General features: G+C 44.2%; 19 protein-coding genes. 12 read left to right on the top strand and 7 right to left on the bottom strand.

Going from position 1 to position 19,544, the window contains the following annotated elements; genetic code table 11:
* Positions 1-13 precede the first annotated feature (13 nt).
* The 4 genes from yajC to C6Y39_RS12650 form a co-directional block, all read right to left on the bottom strand.
* Positions 14-349: a preprotein translocase subunit YajC gene (yajC, locus tag C6Y39_RS12665; protein WP_105931624.1), complete on the bottom strand. Its 336-nt coding sequence runs from the start codon at positions 347-349 to the stop codon at positions 14-16.
* Between the two features lie 24 nt (positions 350-373).
* Positions 374-1,486, bottom strand: coding sequence for a tRNA guanosine(34) transglycosylase Tgt (gene tgt / locus C6Y39_RS12660; RefSeq protein WP_105931623.1), 1,113 nt, complete (start codon positions 1,484-1,486; stop codon positions 374-376).
* Between the two features lie 147 nt (positions 1,487-1,633).
* Entirely contained in the window at positions 1,634-2,680 is a 1,047-nt protein-coding gene (gene queA, locus C6Y39_RS12655; RefSeq protein WP_105931755.1) for a tRNA preQ1(34) S-adenosylmethionine ribosyltransferase-isomerase QueA, read from the bottom strand.
* A 429-nt stretch (positions 2,681-3,109) separates the two neighbouring features.
* The gene (locus C6Y39_RS12650; protein WP_233095149.1) at positions 3,110-3,313 is read right to left on the bottom strand and encodes a DUF6471 domain-containing protein; all 204 of its coding nucleotides are present in this window, start codon (positions 3,311-3,313) and stop codon (positions 3,110-3,112) included.
* Between the two features lie 335 nt (positions 3,314-3,648).
* On the opposite strand from C6Y39_RS12650, the gene C6Y39_RS12645 reads away from it, so the two are divergent.
* From C6Y39_RS12645 to C6Y39_RS12590, 12 genes are all read left to right on the top strand, one after another.
* The gene (locus C6Y39_RS12645) at positions 3,649-4,038 is read left to right on the top strand and encodes a DUF2170 family protein (protein WP_105931622.1); all 390 of its coding nucleotides are present in this window, start codon (positions 3,649-3,651) and stop codon (positions 4,036-4,038) included.
* A 24-nt stretch (positions 4,039-4,062) separates the two neighbouring features.
* Positions 4,063-4,743 carry a PspA/IM30 family protein gene (locus tag C6Y39_RS12640; protein WP_105931621.1) on the top strand — a complete coding sequence of 227 codons (681 nt, stop codon included), beginning with the start codon at positions 4,063-4,065 and terminating at the stop codon, positions 4,741-4,743.
* Between the two features lie 149 nt (positions 4,744-4,892).
* The gene (locus tag C6Y39_RS12635) at positions 4,893-5,948 is read left to right on the top strand and encodes a potassium channel family protein (RefSeq protein WP_205664201.1); all 1,056 of its coding nucleotides are present in this window, start codon (positions 4,893-4,895) and stop codon (positions 5,946-5,948) included.
* Positions 5,949-5,960: 12 nt separating this feature from the next.
* On the top strand, positions 5,961-6,605 hold the full coding sequence (locus C6Y39_RS12630) for a YjfK family protein (protein WP_105931620.1): 645 nt from the start codon (positions 5,961-5,963) through the stop codon (positions 6,603-6,605).
* 16 nt (positions 6,606-6,621) lie between these two features.
* A complete protein-coding gene (locus tag C6Y39_RS12625; protein ID WP_105931619.1) occupies positions 6,622-7,038 on the top strand; it encodes a DUF350 domain-containing protein in 417 nt (138 codons plus the stop codon).
* Between the two features lie 10 nt (positions 7,039-7,048).
* Positions 7,049-7,717 (top strand): DUF1190 family protein, encoded by a 669-nt coding sequence (locus C6Y39_RS12620; RefSeq protein WP_105931618.1) that lies wholly within the window; start codon positions 7,049-7,051, stop codon positions 7,715-7,717.
* A gap of 2 nt (positions 7,718-7,719) precedes the next feature.
* Positions 7,720-8,886 (top strand): glutathionylspermidine synthase family protein, encoded by a 1,167-nt coding sequence (locus C6Y39_RS12615; RefSeq protein ID WP_105931617.1) that lies wholly within the window; start codon positions 7,720-7,722, stop codon positions 8,884-8,886.
* A 22-nt stretch (positions 8,887-8,908) separates the two neighbouring features.
* Positions 8,909-9,448: a rhomboid family intramembrane serine protease gene (locus C6Y39_RS12610; RefSeq protein ID WP_105931616.1), complete on the top strand. Its 540-nt coding sequence runs from the start codon at positions 8,909-8,911 to the stop codon at positions 9,446-9,448.
* A 46-nt stretch (positions 9,449-9,494) separates the two neighbouring features.
* Positions 9,495-10,196, top strand: coding sequence for a VC0807 family protein (locus C6Y39_RS12605; RefSeq protein WP_105931615.1), 702 nt, complete (start codon positions 9,495-9,497; stop codon positions 10,194-10,196).
* A 141-nt stretch (positions 10,197-10,337) separates the two neighbouring features.
* Positions 10,338-11,030: an ABC transporter ATP-binding protein gene (locus C6Y39_RS12600; RefSeq protein ID WP_105931614.1), complete on the top strand. Its 693-nt coding sequence runs from the start codon at positions 10,338-10,340 to the stop codon at positions 11,028-11,030.
* Between the two features lie 107 nt (positions 11,031-11,137).
* A complete protein-coding gene (locus C6Y39_RS12595; protein ID WP_105931752.1) occupies positions 11,138-14,098 on the top strand; it encodes an FtsX-like permease family protein in 2,961 nt (986 codons plus the stop codon).
* Positions 14,095-15,585 (top strand): lipocalin-like domain-containing protein, encoded by a 1,491-nt coding sequence (locus C6Y39_RS12590; protein WP_240618889.1) that lies wholly within the window; start codon positions 14,095-14,097, stop codon positions 15,583-15,585. Before C6Y39_RS12595 ends, C6Y39_RS12590 begins: the two co-directional genes overlap by 4 nt.
* On the opposite strand, the gene glsB is transcribed toward C6Y39_RS12590, so the two are convergent.
* From glsB to C6Y39_RS12575, 3 genes are all read right to left on the bottom strand, one after another.
* Positions 15,582-16,490 (bottom strand): glutaminase B, encoded by a 909-nt coding sequence (gene glsB, locus C6Y39_RS12585; protein WP_105931750.1) that lies wholly within the window; start codon positions 16,488-16,490, stop codon positions 15,582-15,584. The genes C6Y39_RS12590 and glsB overlap by 4 nt on opposite strands.
* Before the next feature lie 120 nt (positions 16,491-16,610).
* Positions 16,611-18,077, bottom strand: coding sequence for an alkaline phosphatase (locus tag C6Y39_RS12580; RefSeq protein ID WP_105931613.1), 1,467 nt, complete (start codon positions 18,075-18,077; stop codon positions 16,611-16,613).
* Between the two features lie 243 nt (positions 18,078-18,320).
* Positions 18,321-19,283 carry a chemotaxis protein CheV gene (locus C6Y39_RS12575; protein WP_105931612.1) on the bottom strand — a complete coding sequence of 321 codons (963 nt, stop codon included), beginning with the start codon at positions 19,281-19,283 and terminating at the stop codon, positions 18,321-18,323.
* Between the last annotated feature and the right edge of the window lie 261 nt (positions 19,284-19,544).

Here is a 19,544-nt window from a genome sequence, read left to right as displayed (position 1 = left end):
CGGCGGTTGTTACTTACAGTGACTTCATTGTGCCTTTTGGCAGCACAGCAGTTACTGAAGACTTCTGAACAACAATGTTGTTTGATTCATTTAGTGCAACTTCAATGAAGTCTTTTTCTTCTGACACTTTAGTGATTTTTCCTACCAAACCACCTTGTGTGAGCACTTCATCGCCTTTGCTAAGTGAAGATACTAGGTTTTTATGCTCTTTTACGCGCTTAGCCTGTGGGCGGTAAAGCAAGAAGTAAAAAATTAAACCGAATACAGCTAGCATGATGATCATTTCCATACCGCCACCTTGCGGCGCACCAGCAGACTGTGCGTAAGCGTTAGAGATAAATAGGCTCATAAAATTCCCCAAATATTATCGTTGTTATAGTGCCGGAACCGGCAACCCTTTTTGTTCATAAAATTCTTGTACAAACTCATCAAGTGTACCTGCGTCAATCGCATCGCGAAGACCCTGCATTACACGCTGATAGTAACGAAGGTTATGGATGGTGTTTAAGCGCGCACCCAAGATTTCGTTACACTTGTCCAAATGATGTAGATAAGAGCGAGAATAGTTTTTACAAGTGTAGCAATCACAATTCTCATCTAATGGTGAGGTATCGTTTCTGTGTTTCGCATTGCGAATCTTCACTACGCCTTCCGTCACGAACAGGTGACCGTTACGGGCGTTACGCGTTGGCATTACGCAGTCGAACATATCGATACCGCGACGCACAGACTCAACCAAATCTTCAGGTTTACCTACGCCCATTAAGTAGCGCGGCTTATCTTCAGGAATTTTTGGTGCAGTGTGGTCGATAATGCGGATCATATCTTCTTTCGGCTCGCCTACTGAAAGACCGCCAATGGCATAACCGTCAAAACCAATCGCTTCAAGACCAGCAAGCGAGACATCGCGCAGTCCTTCATACATACCGCCCTGAATGATACCAAACAGTGCCGCTGGGTTATCGCCGTGGGCTTCCTTACTACGTTTAGCCCAGCGAAGCGACATTTCCATCGAGATACGCGCTTCTTGTTCAGTAGCAGGATACGGTGTGCATTCGTCAAAAATCATCACGATGTCAGAGCCTAAATCACGCTGAACTTCCATCGATTTTTCAGGTGTAAGAAGAATCTTTTCGCCATTAATAGGTGAGCGAAATGTTACACCCTCTTCGGTAATTTTACGCAAGTCACCCAAGCTAAATACCTGGAAGCCGCCTGAATCAGTAAGAATCGGCTTGTCCCAATTCATAAAATCGTGCAGATCGCCGTGCTGGCGAATAATGCCAGTACCAGGGCGTAGCATTAGGTGAAAGGTATTTCCAAGACAGATGTGTGCACCGCTGTCTTTTAATTCTTCTGGGGTCATCCCCTTAACCGTACCGTAAGTGCCTACGGGCATAAACGCTGGAGTTTCAACAACACCGCGTTCAAACACCAAACGACCGCGTCTGGCTCGGCCTTCGGTTTTTAACAACTCAAATTGCATGTGAAAGCATTCCCACTTTGATGCGCTTCTGCGCTGGGTATAAAAATAAATTGGCGGCGATTATACCAGTAATTTGGCTGAGATCATGCCCCGTATCTATGTTTATCTGTAACTAAACGAGTACGAGGCAATTAAACGCCTATTTTTTCAGGCGCGCTCAATGAACATTGAATCACCATAGCTAAAGAATCGATATTCTTTTTCTATGGCTTCTTGATAGGCATTCATCACATTGTCTTTGCCTGCAAACGCGCTAATCAGCATCATTAGCGTGGATTCTGGTAGGTGAAAGTTAGTGAACATGGCGTCCACCACCTTAAATTCAAAACCAGGGTAGATAAAAATTTCAGTATCTTCGTTAAATGGCGCGATAACGTCTTTATGTTTGCGATCAACGCACGCTTTAGCGGCTGATTCTAAGGAACGCACTGATGTAGTACCTACCGCAATGACTCGTTTGCCGTTGGCTTTTGTTTCAAGCACAGCATCTACTACATCTTGCGGTACTTCCGCGAATTCTGCATGCATTTTATGTTCTTGGATGTTATCAACACGCACTGGCTGAAACGTCCCTGCACCAACATGCAACGTCACAAACGCCAAATTCACACCTTTCTCTTTTAACGCAGCTAGAATAGCTTCATCAAAATGCAGCCCGGCCGTGGGGGCAGCCACTGCACCTGGCTTTTCATTGTAAACCGTTTGATAACGCTCTTTGTCTGAGTTTTCATCCGGGCGGTCGATGTAAGGTGGGAGTGGCATGTGGCCATGAGCTTCTAGCAACGACAGCACAGTTTCATCGTGGTCAAATTGCAGAATAAATAATGCATCGTCCCTACCGGTGACCGTTACATTCACCTTTTCTTCTAAAATAAGTTTTGAACCCGGTTTGGGCGCTTTACTGGCACGCACATGGGCAAGCGCAGTGTGGTCAGACGTAATACGCTCTATGAGCACCTCTACTTGGCCACCTGTTTCTTTCTTACCCAGCAGACGCGCTGGGATCACGCGTGTATTGTTAAAAACTAGCAAATCGCCAGGCTCTACAAATTTCAGCATGTCAGCAAACATGGTGTGTTCTACGCTTCCGCTTTTGCCGTTTAGGTGTAATAAGCGACTAGCTGTACGCTGTTGAGTGGGATATTTGGCGATAAGTTTTTCGGGTAGCTCAAAGCTAAAATCTGATAGTTTCATAGTTACAACAATATTAGGTGTTAATGTTAAGCCAAGGTGCAATTTTAAGTATCGTTAAGTTTATACCATTCTCTAATATAATGGCGACAACGCCTGAACAAGGGGCTGAAAGCACGCAAAAAAAACATTATTTTTTAGAAAGTTAAATTATTTAGTATTACTTTCAATAACTATTTATAAAAAGAAATACACAAATACGGCATACAGTGATAGCTTCTAAAACCTTAAACAATTAAGATACGAAAATAGTGATGATGTTCTCCCGTAACATTCCTTATTATTTGTACCCAGCATTTGCTGGGTATTTTTTTATCCGCACTGCAATGCCGATATCTCATCCCCGCTTTCATATTATAAATCTGGTTATAAATCAGGCTCTGTACCAATCGAACCTCTACGGCCCAACGATATTCTCGCATTTTACGCGTTTTAGCGCTCAAGGTCAGTTAAGATTTCTTCTAAAAGTGCAGCATCTAATGGACGTGCTTTCAACACGTACAAAATTTGTAACAGCAAATCTGCACCCATTATACCTTTGTTCACCTTGTTTCTAAGATTGTCTGCACTTTGCTCAACCCCAATTTCCTCAAGCCTTTGGCTTAATGCTTGATACTTTACGCCCCGAACCGACATTTCAGACTTCACTACTCTAGCCACCGTTTGTCTCCACGCATTTTTAGCTTTTATCGTCGTCAAGATGGCCTCCAAAACCACACATTTGTGATATATATTTTACAAAAACACACTTTTTTACACTTAAAGCACGTATTTAATATTGACGATTATGGCATAATGCGTCTACACTGCAAGTCAAGATATTGGCGAGAGTGAAAATAGTCGGTACAGTAAAGCGGGTGTCACAACCTTTGATTGGTCTATTTACTAAGTAAAGAAGCGCAATCAGGTTAGCGCCACACACACGACATTCATTTTCAAAATTATCGCTTCAATAATTAAAGGAGAAAGGTATGAGCTGGGAACTGGAGAGCATCGAGAGCTTATTAAAAGAGCACGATGACTTCGTGGTAACACGTGAGGAGAACTGCCTGCTTATTGCTAATCAAGACGGCATTGATGCATGGCTTGCTATCAGCGGAGAGCAGATTTTAGTAGAAAGCCTCTTGTTTGCTGCTTCTGATGTGAAAGATAAACCTGCGTTAGACCATGAAATTCTGTCTACCCATATGGTATTTCCTCTTACCACAGTAGGCATTTCAAACATTGGTGGCGAAGAATACTACACCGCCTTTGGTGCACTAAGTGCCCAGTCGAAAGCCGAAAGTATTGTTATTGAAGTTGAAACCCTGTTTCAGAATGTTGCATCGTTCTTAGATGCTTACGAAACACACCTTAACTAAAATTTACTTCTTAAGGAGAAGCGAATGTCAGTGTGGAAAAAACTTATTACTGCAGTAAAAGGTGGTGCTACCGAAGCTGCTCAGTCTGTTGCAGATAGTCAGGCTATTCGAATTCTGGAGCAAGAAATCAGAGAAGCCAAAGAAGAATTGCGCAAGTCAGATCATGCACGTACGCAAATTTTGGCGAAGTGTAAGCTTTCTCAACAGAAAGTCGATAGCTTTAATTCGTCGATTGCGGAGTATGAAGAGCACGCTCGCAAGGCGATTGATAGCGACCGTCAGCTTGCGCTAGACTGCGCGCAGAAAGTGGCTGAGCTGAAAGAAGAACGCGAGCAAGAGCAGGCTTACCTTGACCAGTTTAAGCAGTCAGAAAAGCAACTTGCACATAATATTCAGCAGGCTAAAGCAAATTTGCGTCGACTTGAACAACAGGTTGATATGGTAAAGGCCACTGAAAGCGTTCAGAAAGCACAAGTTGCTGTATCTTCACGCCACATGGGTGCGAATAGCAAAATGAAGACGGCAACAGAGTCATTGTCTCGCATTCAGGATAAGCAAAAGATGCGCAATGCTGAACTACAAGCGGCGGAAGAACTGGCTAGCGAAGAGTCGAGCAGCGATCTTGAAAAGCGCCTAGCCGAAGCGGGTATTAAAGGCAGTAAAACCTCAGCTGATGACGAGCTAGCGCGAATTCTTGGCAAGTAACTATGTGAAATGGGAGCTTTAACGCTCCCATTTTTAATTCTTGTTACAAAATCATACAGTTAAACTCACCTTATGGTGATAACCTAACCTAGACAAATCAAGCACTTCAAGGCAGAGTAAGGGCACGCATAACAAGGGCTGTTTCTTTTATGTCTCCATGGATAAAACTGCGAAAAATCATGCTGCAATATTTTGCAGAATCACGTTGGTACACCATAGTTGGTGCCACTGCTTTTTACGCAGTAACAAGTTACTGGCTGCTGTACGCTGCTAACGAAAACGATCTCATTGCCAATACCGACTTTGTCTACTGGCTAGCGGTAACCGCCTCAACGGTAGGCTATGGCGACTTGTCTCCTGTCACACCAGCCGGAAAATTAATTGTAGCGCTTTACGTCATACCGCTTGGTTTAAGTATCTTCGCCATGGTTATTGGTCGAATTGCAGCTTGGGTTTCATTAACGTGGAAGAAAGGATTGTTGGGTATGAATAGCTTAATGCTGAATAACCATATCTTGGTAATTGGATGGAATGAGCAGCGTACCATGTTGCTTCTCGATTTGATCCTTAAAGAGCGTGACGCCATGGCGGAGCGCCCAGACATTGTGTTGTGTGTAAAAGCCGATATTACTAACCCAATGCCAGGCGTTATTGAGTTCGTGAAAGTCGACTCATTCAATAAAGACGAGGACATGGACCGCGCCTGTGTTGGCACTGCCCGAACCATTCTTATTGATAACCCTCAAGATGATGTCACTATGACCACCGCGCTTTACTGCACCAAACGTAATCCGGACGCCCATCAAGTTGCTTATTTTAATGATGATAGCTTGGTCAGCCTTCTGCAAGACCACTGCCCAAAAGTGGAGTGTACCCCCAGTGTTGCTATTGAAATGCTGGTCAAAGCAGCCTTCGATCCAGGCTCAAGTATGCTTCATCACGACTTATTAAGTATTGATGAGGGGCAAGCGCAATTTTCTGTCAAAATTCCGCAAAGTTGTTCAGCGATTTCCGTAGCCAAATTGTTTGTTAACTTGAAACGTAAGCACGACGCCATATTTATCGGCTATGCGCCCAATGGTTTGGTAAAAGAAATGGTCGTAAACCCATCATTAGATGCTACGTTGAATCCGGGCGATACGTTATTTTATATTGCCGAGCGCCGAATTAATGCAATTAACTGGTCGTCTCTTGACGCTGACTAAGAGGCCGTAGATATGTTTAGTAAGCTATTTAAAAAAGCGGAACCCAAAAAGCCTAAAGCGCCTGAAATCATGGGGCTTTATCTTGGTGGTTCCTTTGAATTGGATAATTTAAAGCTCTCCCTTTTAGAGCCAGAATTAACCATAGAAGGCGCTGCACGCTCCCAGCTTATTCAAGCAGTTGGCGAAGCACCGCTAGATACTGGCGGTACCCTACTTCGATTTTATACCGATGACGACGGCTTCTTACAGGTCGTTACCGATGGCGGCTTATCAGAAAACCATGTTACTGATGTTAAGCTATGGCACTTTTACGAAACGAAAACCATTGGCAATAACGCCCAGTGGAACGATTGCTTGAAAAACGTCATTAGCCAGCCTACCTATGAGCTAGATGGCAAAGTATTTACCCGGGTTTGGGGCGCAGTAGGTGACGAATCGCCGCCGGTAGCGGTAACCGAAACCACTTATGAAGAAGATGGTGATGTAAGTAAAACCGACCAGTTTATGATGCTTTACGAGCGGCCTATAGAAAATAATAGAGTAGAAACGCTGCTTGTTGTAGGTGAAGAAAAACAAGTGGGTAATAATTTAGACAGATGTTTGGTGGTCTCTACAGGTTTCGATATAGAGCCTGCCGATATCACGATAAACGGTTAATTAAAAAGGAATAGTTATGGATACAATTATGCAATCTTTGGCAGGCTTAGATAACTTTGCGCTTTACTTTGGCTTGTCGATTGTCTTTCTGTTTATCTTTAAACTCGTGTATGCGCTAGTTACCCCACACGATGAATGGAAGCTGGTTAAAGAAGATAAGAATGTCGCTGCCGCTATCGGTTTCGGCGGTGCCATTATTGGTTTTGCCATCGCTTTGGGCAGTGCAGCTTCAAACTCCGTTGCCGTGGTCGATTTTGCTATTTGGGCGCTAGTCGCTGTTGTTGCGCAATCTCTCGCCTTCGCCATCTTACGCTTTAGCTTCATGCCAAAAATCGCAGAGCGCATCAACAACAATGAAGTTTCGGCAGGTGTGATGCTTGCCAGCATGTCTATTGCCGTTGGCTTATTAAATGCCGCTTGCATGACCTATTAAGGGGGCAGCGATGACTGATAAACAAAATACTCCTCTTAACCTTCATGAAAGTATGCAAGGTGAAAAGCGAGCACTAAAGCGTACCAAACACATTGACCTTAGCCGCATGCGAAAAGGCTTTAGTGTTAAGCCCTTGGCGTTGGGTGTCGCCAGCGTTATTTTAAGCGGTTGTGGTGGGGAAAAAGAAGATGCCACTATTTACACTTCACTAGAAGACTGTAAACAAGACTACCCTGGCGCTGTAGAGCGCTGTGAAGCGGCTTACCAAACGGCGGTAGACGAGGCCATGCGCACCAGCCCGCGCTTTAGTTCTGAATATGACTGCGAACACGAATTCGGTCCTAATCAGTGCCAGCAAGTGAATAATGGTGGTGGTAGTTTCTTCATGCCATTTATGGCGGGCTATATGGTGAGCTCTTTGCTTTCACCAAGTCGTTATTACTCTCAACCTTTATACACGTCGTATTCGTATAACTCACCGTTTCGTTCACGCTGGATAACCGCAGACGGCTATGTCTTCGACGGTGATATACGAAAAAGAAATTACCGAGTAAATAAGGACGTTTACAAACCAAAGCCCACTGTGAACCGCACTATGAAACGAGGGGGGTTTGGCAGCAGCGTGCGTGCTAAATCGTCTTGGGGCAGCAGCAGCCGTAAAGGCGGCTGGGGCGGATAACTATGTTTAGAATGCCATGCCAGCCTCGCAAAGGCTGGCAGCAACTGGCCAACGAGTTCGGTTTTCATTTTCATACCATGTATGGCGAACCCTACTGGGATGAGAGCGCCTACTACCAATTCACGCTAGCGCAAATCGAAAACGATATTGAAGATCCTACCGCCGAGCTACATCAAATGTGCTTAGCGGTTACCGAGGATGTGATGAATAGTGAGGAATTACTCACTCGCTTTCGCATCCCAGAACAACATTGGGACTTAGTACGCAATAGCTGGCGTGAGCGAGACCCAAGCTTATATTCACGTCTTGATCTTGTTTATAACGGCAAGGGGCCTGCAAAATTATTAGAGAACAACGCAGATACGCCCACCAGCTTGTATGAGTCAGGCTTTTGGCAGTGGCTATGGCTATCGCAAAACGTAGACGGGGGAAAGCTGCCCTTGCACGCCGACCAATTTAACAGCTTGCAAGAGAAACTGGTGCACCGTTTTCGAGAAATAGCCCTTCATTATAAGATCAATCAGATACACATGGCATGCTGCAAAGATACCGTAGAAGATCGCGGAACCGTGCAGTACCTTCAAGATTGCGCGAAGGAGGCTGGTCTAAGCGCCGACTTTACTTTCATTGAAGATATTGGCTTGGCGGACACCGGCGTTTTTACTGACCTCCAGGATGCCCCCATTACAGATTGCTTTAAGCTTTATCCTTGGGAATTTATGCTGCGCGAAGAATTTGGCGACGTATTGGAAAATGCCCAGGTTAATTGGATAGAGCCGCCATGGAAATCAGTGATTTCTAACAAGGCGCTTTTGCCTCAACTCTGGAAAAAATTTGAGGGCCATCCCAACCTTCTCCCCTCTTATTTCTCAGATGAAATAAGCGCAAAGAATCTGTCTGGAAAATGGATTAAAAAGCCACTTTTTTCCAGAGAAGGCGCCAATGTTTCTATGATTGAGAGTGGCATTGAAAACGAGCTTAGCGAAGGCCCCTATGGTGAAGAAGGCTTTATTGTTCAAGCATTTGAACCTTTACCCGTTTTTGAAGGTAATCATACTCTTATAGGGAGTTGGTTGGTAGATGACATGCCAGCGGGTATTTCGGTAAGGGAAGATGCGTCTGCTATTACTCAAGATCTTTCTCGCTACCTTCCTCATATTATTCTGTAGTCTATTTTAGGGGCCCTTTTTGATGAAGCCGCTTTCTTTTCAAATTCGCGTACTGCTAACGCTTGGAGCACTGTTAATTGTAATAGAAGCTGCCAACCTGCTTACCGGTAATTCACTCAACCAATTTGGTGTGGTACCGCGCACGCTATCAACACTGCCCTATATTTTTACAGCCCCTTTTCTTCACGGTACGCCAACCCATTTAATGGCAAACTTGCTCCCCCTGCTATTATTTATGTGGCTAACCATGCAATGGGGAAAGCGCACCTTTATTATTGCCACGTTCAGCGCACTTATTATAGGTGGCTTGGGTGTGTGGCTATTTGGCAGAACGGCAACACATATCGGCGCAAGTGGTATGGTATATGGCTATTTCGGCTTTCTCGTATTGGCTGGCTTTCGTAGTAATAAAGTACGGTATTTACTTATTTCACTCGTGGTTGCTGCGCTTTACGGCGGAATGCTAGTTGGCGTACTTCCCATATCGAAATTTATTTCCTTTGAATATCATTTGTTTGGCTTTATTGGTGGCTTATTTGCCGCATGGCACTGGGCACGCTAATTAGTTCACGTATAATTGGCCACAAGATAAGACGTTGTTAAAAGATATGTCAGCAGTACAAGAACCGACTCAAAAAAACCAAGGCTTTTTCGGCAACCTCGCGTTTAACATTGTTATTCCCGTGGTTCTGATGAGCTATGCAAGCTCTGAAGATTATTTAGGCCCGGCGTGGAGCATTGTTGCTGCATTAAGCTTTCCTATTGGCTATGGGCTATGGGACTTAAAAGAATCTGGAAAGGTCAACGGCTTTTCTGTGCTAGGTATTATCAGCGTGCTGCTCACTGGCGGCTTCAGTTTACTTAAACTTCCTGCTGAATACATTGCGATTAAAGAAGCGGCTATACCGGGTCTTATCGGCATTGCGGTACTCATTACTCAATACACCAATAAGCCTTTGGTTAAAATCCTCATCCTAAACGACCAAATTATCAACTGGCCTCATCTTAACCAAGTACTAGATGCCAAAAACAAACAGAGTGAATTTAAAAAGAAAGTAGCAGTTAGCTCTTATATCGTTGCCAGCTCCTTTTTTCTTTCATCGGCGCTTAACTACATACTGGCTAAAATGATTTTGGTTAGTGAACCGGGCACAACCGCTTATACCGAAGAACTAGGTCGAATGACTGCGCTTAGCTATCCAGTGATTGTCATTCCGAGCATGATTTTGCTTATTGCTGCCCTTTGGTATTTGTTTGCGCAAATTAAAAAGATTACTGGCGAAGAACTCGACAATTTTATAAATCAGTAACGCGTTTACTACTAAGGGGCTCACCGCCCCTTTTTTGTTTCTCGCAAACAGCTACGCCTTTTAAGCCTAATACCTCCCCCATGCGTATAGAATTTACTGCTGAGTATTGTCGGCGCTTATAGACTATAAAAATACCTGCCTATGCTGATTATAAACAAGTTGAAAAAATCATTTTCTGCCTCAGAAAAGCCGCTGCTAAACAATCTTGAACTTACATTAAATAGCGCTGAATCAGTAAGCATTCAGGGCGCATCTGGCTGCGGCAAATCAACGTTGCTGTCGCTGATCGCTGGTTTCGACAGGCCAGATAGCGGTGACATATTCATCGACAACTTATCTATTACGAAACGTACAAATAACGCTCACGACATTGATGGGTTTCGCAAAAACAAACTGGGCATTGTTTTTCAAAGCTTTAACTTATTCGATTGCTTTAACGCATGGGACAACATTGCCTTCACAGCACGGCTTAAAGGAAATTACGATAAAGGCTATCAGCAAGCACTTATGCAGCAGCTGGGTATTGTTGCGCTTTCCAAAAAGCCCCTAAGCCAGCTTTCTGGTGGTGAACAGCAGCGCTGCGCCATTGCCCGTGCCCTTGTGCATCGCCCTTCCCTTGTGCTAGCCGACGAACCTACAGGTAACTTAGATGAAACCACCAGCGAAAGCGTAGCAGATCTGCTTTATCAAACCTGTAAGAATACTAATACCGCGTTAGTGGTAGTTACGCACAGTAGCGATGTGGCCAAACGAGCAGACCGAGTTATGAGACTGCATAAAGGTGTACTAGAAAACGCTGAGTCTGAAGAAACGCTTGTTACAACCACCATGTAGTCCATGACATTGCGATGACATCCAACACCAAAATAAAGCACCAAAACAGCAAGTAAAAGGAGAAACGGTTGCGTACCTTATTGCTCACTACCTTAGCTCTCTTTGCTATGGCGAAAAAGCGCCCGTGGGAGCCGTTGCTTATTATTTTTGCAATAGTGTTGGCAAACGCAGGGTTGGTTACCGTTCTATTGATAAACGAGGGCGCCACGCAGGGTGAGCTGCTGCAAAATAAGCAAAACCTTTTAACCAATAGCCTTGTTACGCCAGCTGACAAGGCGGTAAATTTCACCAAAGAGCAGTATTCGTTATTGCGAAGAAGTGGTTTTACTCAGCTTATTGCATTTACTACACGAGATATCACGCTAACTTGTAGCAGCAATAAAAACGAAACTCAGGAAACCAAAAAGCATTCGACGATTACGCTGTTAGGTATAGATTCTCAGCCGTTTCTGGGAAGCCGGATGCGAGGCTTTTCGGTCCCTGACCTGTCTTTACTCCAAAACTCAATGTCCACTGCTCAGGCTTCATCGAAAAATAACGCACGGATATTTAGCCTAAAGCCATCGAGTTCACAGCGCTCAGTCTCAGATACGTTTAATGCTTTTCCAGTAAATGGGCTTCTACACTCCGCCACCAGCGCCAAGCTTGATTGCCATAACCATCATGTGCCGCCGCAAATAAGGTCAGCAGAAGGTAAAGAAACACGACTTTTCTGGCCTGCGACTATAGCTGCCAGCACTACCAACCTGGTTCCCCAAGATACGCTGGTGATCCCAATTGACGATTTCTATAAAGCCGGTGTTAATTTAAACGATGGGCAATTTCCACTTGCCGGGTTTATTGCTTTAACTGCGCTTAAAACACAAGACGTTAGGGATATAGAGGCAATTCTTGGTACACCCGTCTCGGTGACGACTTCAGGTGCTACAAATGAAACAGGCTCTCTACCCGACAGCTTTCGTTTAAACCTGTGGGCGATGAGTGCACTTATGGGGGTAGTAGCGCTATTCATCGTGCTTAATGCGCTTAATTTAATGTACCGTACACGCTTACCTAACATCATTCGTTTTCGTCAGTTGGGTATTTCAAGTGCAATATTAACGAGTGCTTTATTCACAGAACTCCTTTTATATTGTCTGATAAGTATACCTATTGGAATGTTTATAGGCTTTCAGGCCGCTACTTTGCTCTCTCCGGTAATCAGCGGTACTTTTACATCGTTGTTTAACGCGGTGTTTGTGAACCCCGATGTTAATTTACTCTCGCTGTTTGGCCTGGCGCTATTCGTAACATTTCTCTCGCTAGCCCTGTTTGCACTCGTACCGGTGTCAAAGCTTTCAAAGGCTTTGACCGTTAATCGAGTAAAGAAAACAAAAGGCGCTTCTCTCTTATTTGTTCTGACTTCAACACTGCTGACACTCCTGTTGCTCTTCGCTATAGAGCAGGTTGTCGCCTCAACCGCATCTGCACTTTTCTTCGTTGCACTGCTTCTGCTATCTAGCTGTGTGCTAGTACTTCTATGGATTCCAATTATCGCAAAAGCACTAACGAGCATTACGCCCAAAAGGTGGCCGGTGTTTTATTATGTTATTGCCAATATGCATTCATTATCGGGCAAAACCCGCCTTGCAGTATGTGCTTTTTTCATCGCCCTTACTGCCAATATTGGCATGAATACCATGACGGATAGCTTCAGGAACGCTACCGAGCAGTGGTTAACCCAAAGGCTTTACGCCCCCTTCTATTTATATACCGACCAGCCTCTTTCAAGGGTAAAACTTTTACCCTCAATGACAACGACACCTCTTTTGAAAGTAGAAGGAAAAATCATAGGCGTCGCTGGAAACGAAGGAGGAGCAATACAAAGGGTAGATGCGCCCACAAAGATATCTATAAGTAGCTACCCTGTTCACGACACCGGCAAAAAAGCACTAGTGTTAGATTCAGTGCTAAAAACAGTTTCAAGTACCGTTTCGGGCTCAATGTCAGGCTCAGTGTCAGGCCCAATGTCAGGCTTAGCGCCGAATTCAGAAAAAGGCACATCATCACAGAACGAACTAAAGGGAAACAAAGCGATTAATTCTGTGTGGCAAGAATTCATTAACGGCGAAGGTGTTTTTATCAATCAGCAGCTTGCCTACAATTATGATATAGCGCTAGGTGATACGTTGGCTATTTCGAGTATCAAATTTCGTCAGTCAGAAACATCAGACAACGCTGCGCTAAATGCTCAAATAGCAAAGGCTGGTTCAGAGATAAGTTCAACTGTCTTTTCAACAATGCCTACGTGGAAAGTCCTCGGCATCTACCCAGATTATGGGAATCTGAACGGTCAAGTATTAGTCCCCCTGCCCTTCTTTGCTACGCAGGATGATGTGGTTAAAAACGCATTGTATTCTGGCGTAATGGCAATATATCCAACGGCTAAAACCGATAAACCTGAAGCCAAGACCACTGAAAAGAATAAAGAGAGGGGCAGTGGTATTAGCGGTGGTAGAAGCGGTGATAACAGCGACGGATCATCGACGCCTCTTAATTCAAACGACGCTGAGTTTAAAGCTGAAGTAGAAAAGGTGCTAGATGCACAGCCCCAAATGCAAGGTAAATACACCTTGTATGCCAAGCAAAATTTACTAGATATCTCCATGCAAACCTTTGATAGGACTTTTGTATTGACCGATGGCCTAAATATAACAACGCTTTTGGTTGCGGGTATTGCTTTCGCGGTTTCACTGACGGTGCTAACCCTAGGCAGCGCGGCGCAGCTATCGGTACTTAGAGCCCTTGGAGTAAGCCAAATCAAAGTGAAATTTGCACTTTTTATGCAGTACATGTTGCTGTGCTTTATATCTGCACTTCTTGCCGTACCTTTTGGTATTTATCTGGCGTATGTATTTATCAACTTAGTAAACAGATACGCCTTTAACTGGACATATCCGCTCGCCATTAACGCACAAGTCATTGTATCTAGCGTGGGCTTGTCTCTGCTTATCGTATCGCTTGTACTGCTGCTTCCTTTGGGCAAGTTAAAGCCTAAAATAGACTTAAGACAGGAGGTTCAGCTATGACGCTAAATCATGCTAAAAAGCTGTCATTACAACTGTTAAACCACTATCTAAAACATTTGATAACGTTATTCGTAAGCCTGTTAGATAAAGAGGAAAAACAGATAAAATCTTCAGCACTGCTTGGAATTATCGCTACGTGCTGTTTATTAACAGCTTGCAGCGAGCAAGCCGATGGAACAATGAAAAATGAAACCGGTGGTAAAATTATCTCCCACAGCGAAGCTAGTATCGGTACAGCGGATAACACTGTAAAGAAACCGGACAGTAAAAACAATGAAGTGAATAGCACACCCAACCACTTCTTTGGAGACATGGAAACTAGCACTCGGTTTACCGCTGTAGAACGCGATAACCCCTTAAAATTACCTTCTGATCACAAAAGCCATCCTGATTTTCAGCTTGAGTGGTGGTATTTAACTTTCGTATTGGAAAGCGAAACTGGTGATGAAATCGGCCTTCAATACACTCTCTTTCGCTTTAATACCAGTGACGATGCTCATAACGATGCCACAAGTAGTCGCTGGTCAAACGGGCAGCAGTGGATGGGACATGCATCACTTCATACCGCAAACACTCACTACTTTGAAGAACGCTTTGCTTCTGGCGGCGTAGGCAACGCTTATGTTCGCTCTCAGCCGTTCAGTGCAGCCATAGACGATTGGGTGTGGGAAAGCTCAGCTAGAGATACAGATGACAACAACGAACGCGAGAGCATGTTTCCCTCCACACTGTCCTTTGCATTTGGGCTACCTAAGCAAGTAATGTCTGACATACCTGAAAAAGAAAACCAACAGGCATCATCACCTGCTGCATTAACCAGTGCTCACAAGCTCAACGATAATGCAGTAGCTGTATCGCTGAACCTCACCTCTTCAGGCCCTTTTATTAAGCATGGTGAAAAAGGCTACAGCAAAAAGACCGAGGATGGGCGTCTGCGCTCGTACTATTACAGTCAGCCTTTTATTCAGGCAGAAGGCGCTATTAACGTTAACGGTAAAGCGATAAAGGTAAAAGGAAACGGTTGGTTCGACCATGAATGGACAAGCCATCTAGCCAATAATCAAGCCATGGGATGGGATTGGTTTTCGCTTCATTTAAACGATGGCAGTAAGTTGATGGCTTTTCGCATGCACGCCGCTAACCAGAGCGAGAAAGTACGTAAGGATAACGACAAGCGTGGCGAAAACCACGTAAACGAAGTTTACATAACCGCCAGCTACATCACTGAGAATGGAAATAAAGAGACTCTGAGCCAGAATGACATTCTTATCTCGCCGTTAAAAAATGAAACGATACACCGCGAGAATAGCCGCCATATCGTTTCCTCTCATTGGCAAATAAAAATTCCTTCAAAGGATATCGATGTGACTATCTCTGCGTTTAAGAAAGATCAGTGGAATGACAGCGTTTTCCCCTACTACGAAGGGCGGGTTCAGGTAAAGGGAAGCCACTCAGGGAGCGGCTTTATGGAGTTGACAGGCTATTAATAGATAGACCAGTTTATGCGTTGGCTAAGCGAGGTTAGCGCGGCAACGCCTAGCTGGGAGTTACCTACACTGTTAAGCGCTGGTGAAAATACGCAAATTGAGAAACGGCCAGGTACAACGGCAACGATACCACCGCCTACCCCGCTTTTACCTGGCAGCCCCACTTTGAAGGCAAAACTACCTGCTTCGTCGTACATGCCACTGGTTGCTAACAGGGCGTTCACCTGTTTAGTTTGATAAGGCGTAAGCACTTGTTCGTTGGCGCAGGTAGAAAAACCGGCGTTAGCGAGAAAACTGGTAGAGCGCGCTAAATCTTCACAGCTCATTTCCAGCGCGCAGTTGTGGAAGTAGTTTCTAAGCACATCCTCCACCTCATTTTCAAAGTTACCGTAGGCTTTCATCAAATAAGCCATTGCCGCGTTGCGGGAGCGATGCTCAAATTCAGATTCTGCTACTACTTTATTAACAACAATCTCACTGTTACAACTTAAGCGTCTCACAAAGTCTCGCATGGCAATGAAGGGGGAAGCAAAACGAGACTGCACCATATCGCTAACCACCAGCGCCCCGGCGTTGATAAAAGGGTTTCGTGGAATACCATTTTCATATTCTAGCTGCACTAACGAGTTAAACGGCAGACCTGAGGGCTCACATCCCACGCGTTCCCACATGGTTTCTCCATAGTGATTAATAGCTAACACTAAGTTGAAAACCTTCGAAATACTTTGAATAGAAAAAGGCACGCTGGCATCGCCGATTGACGTAATTCTCCCCTGGGTGTCACAAATTGATATGCCAAATTGCCGTGGGTTTACCGTCGCCAAAGCCGGAATGTAGTCAGCAACCTTTCCCATTCCCAACATAGGTTCAACTTCTTCAAAGATATCTTGAAGTAACGACAGCATTTCGTTTTCCATTCTCTGTTATAGCCTCATTTTTTGCTGATAAAAATAAAGCGCCTGTTATAACGTCGGCGCTTTATTTATGACAAGCTACTTCTTAAATCAAAGAAGCAATCGCATTAACTAGTTGCAGTGCCAGTCCTCTTTAAAATTGCACTGACCATCATCGTCTTCGTCAGACGTAAGCTCTATATTAGTAGATACTTTCTTCGATGGAGACGCGATCTGTACCGGCTGCTTTTTATCAATAAAGCTGAAGATTTTCTTCGCAATATCCGTATTGTCAATTTGCCCCATGAACGATTGATAGCCCCGACCGAAAGCAAATACTTCAACATCTACCCCAGTATGGCCGCCAGTGGTCCAGCCTGTGTTAGTTTTTGTATCTAAAAAGGTCTTCACAGCCATGAAGCGTGTCTTATCATCCTGATTAGATACGCTATCAAGGGTAGCGAGCTCTTCTTCACTTAAAGAAAGACCTAGCTTTTTCGCAACAAACTCGCCAGGATTCTCTTCGTTAGCCATTTCAAGAGCAATAGTCATTACTGATGCAGACATTGACTTCAAATGCTCTGGGCTCCAGCGATAGTCGCCATTAGCACCAATCGTTAAACCGCCGGTACTGTGATCAGCAGTTAACACGACCAAGGTGTCTGGATTAGCTTTAACGTAATCCCGTAGATATTCCATGGTAAGCGCTAAGTCGTGCATTTCAGCCATAGCAGAAGCGATGTCATTTGAATGACCAGCCCAGTCTACCTGACTTGCTTCAACTAAAAGAAAGTATCCGTTATCGTTTTCTAAATGCTTGATGGCATTTTGCGTTAGGTACTCAAGGCGATTTTTACGCTTATCATCAAGCACTGCAGGCAGCGCTACAGGTGCAAATAAGCCCAATACGTTACTGCCTGCAGGTACTGATGCTAGGCGGTTGTATGAATCGGCATATTCGTAGCCCGCATCAATAAACTCGGCCAAGATGTCTCTGTCTTCACGTTCAAAGTATGAGGTTCCACCACCCAGCATTACATCAGCAACGAACTTTCCATCAGCGCGAACATCGAAAAAATCTTCAGCAATTTCGTTATAGTTCTTACGGCTTTCATTGTGAGCGATATAAGAAGCAGGCGTCGCATGAACAATTTGAGAAGTCACCGCTAAACCAGTTCGCATACCCTTGCTTTTCGCGTGATACATCACTGAGTTTACAGGCTGCTTATTTACATCAACGCCAATGGCACCATTATATGACTTCACGCCAGTAGCCAATGCGGTAGCCGCTGCGGCTGAATCTGTTACATAGCCGGAAACCTGAGCAGGATAAGTCGATGCATTGCCAACTAAGATATCGTCGAAGACAACGGGTTCTATCTGAGGTGTTGAAGGATCGTCAACAAAATTACGATATGCCGTTGTGTAGGCAGGCCCCATACCGTCTGCAACAACCATAATAATATTCTTCGGTACAGATTGTGTATAAAGACTGTTTGGGCTGGCAGGCTGATTTGCAGATTCAGTGATACCACAACCCGCTAGAACGGCGATTGACGCACAGCTTAAAACGGATGTGCGAACAAATTGTTTAATCATTTAAACTTCCCTGAGTAAGTTAAAAGTATCTAACAGCCCTTGTAGTCGGGTGCAGATACAAAACATCGGTGCTATCGCTACTATTCGCTCATGTGCACTTAGGTTTGTTAAGCGATAGAAAATAGTAGTGTAATGCAGGCAGGCATGATGCTCAAAGCTTTTGGATAAAAATGCTGCGCCACCAGATGACTAAAGGTTCATCTGGCAACGCTAGGAGGTCAAAAGGCGAAAGAGAAAAGAGGGCTACTTATTGTTTGTAGACTCAAGATATTCGCGCATGCGCTGCTGAGCAACGTCAACAAGCATATCTGGTTGGAATTTTGAAATAAATCGATTACATCCCACTTTTTCTACCATGGCGTCGTTAAAGCTGCCGCTTAGGGACGTATTAAGCGCAATAAACAAATCACTCATCCTTGGATCGCCGCGCACCTCCGATGTCAGCCTATATCCGTCCATCTCTGGCATTTCAGCGTCGGTAAACATGAGTAATATCTCGTCGGTAGGATTTTTGCCTTCATCAGCCCATTTCTTCAACAATGAAAGCGCCTCGGCGCCGTTCTTACGCTCAATAATGGTAACACCAAGCTGTTCCAAGGTATCTTTGATTTGTTTTCTTGCGGTGCTGGAGTCGTCCACTATAAGCACTTTTTTGCCCGCAAAGTGATTAACTATTTCTTTGTCCAGTACTTCCTCAGAGATAGATGTGTCGTAATCAATGATTTCAGCTAATACTTTTTCAACATCAATTATCTCGACCAGCTCTTGTTTACCCTCAATATTCACCTGAGTTATGGCGGTTAAATAGTTTGACTTTCCTATTGCTGAGGGAGGCGGTTGAATAGAGCCCCAGGAGGTGTTAACAATGTTTTTTACGTTACCTATGATAAAACCCTGAATGCTTCTATTATATTCAGTAATGATCACGTTCTTCGCCGTTTCTTCGGTAGACGTACCGCGCATTTTAATAGCTTGTCGCAAATCAATGATAGGAATTGAACTACCTCGGTAGTTCATCACGCCTTTGAGATTATGATGAGAGCCAGGCATGATGTTAAGCTTTGGAACATTAATGACTTCTTTAATTTTAAAGACATTCATTGCAAAAACGTGCCGCGTTCCAAGCTGGAACATCAAAAGTTCTAGCCTGTTTTCACCAACCAGCTTGGTTCTTTGATCAACTGACGACAGTACACTGCTACTCATAAAACCCACTTTTTATATTAATATCAATTAGCTAGCCAAAATATTGCAGGCATGTTACCGCCGTATTTACTCGCGGAAATTTACCCTGCCTTCTCACACAATACTATTACCCTTTTAGCTAATAGACTGATTAAAAAAACGACAGCAACTACCGCTTACTGTACATATCATCGTACTTGCTAATACATGTACGCCATTGTACGCCCCTGTACTCCCCATATATATTCACAAAATAAATGACCGTAATGCAAAATATATATT

Origin of the sequence: Alteromonas gracilis (assembly GCF_002993325.1) — a bacterium.
Lineage (GTDB): Bacteria > Pseudomonadota > Gammaproteobacteria > Enterobacterales > Alteromonadaceae > Alteromonas > Alteromonas gracilis.
Note: the sequence above shows the minus strand (reverse complement) of the source record. Positions and strands in the feature narration are given on the sequence as shown.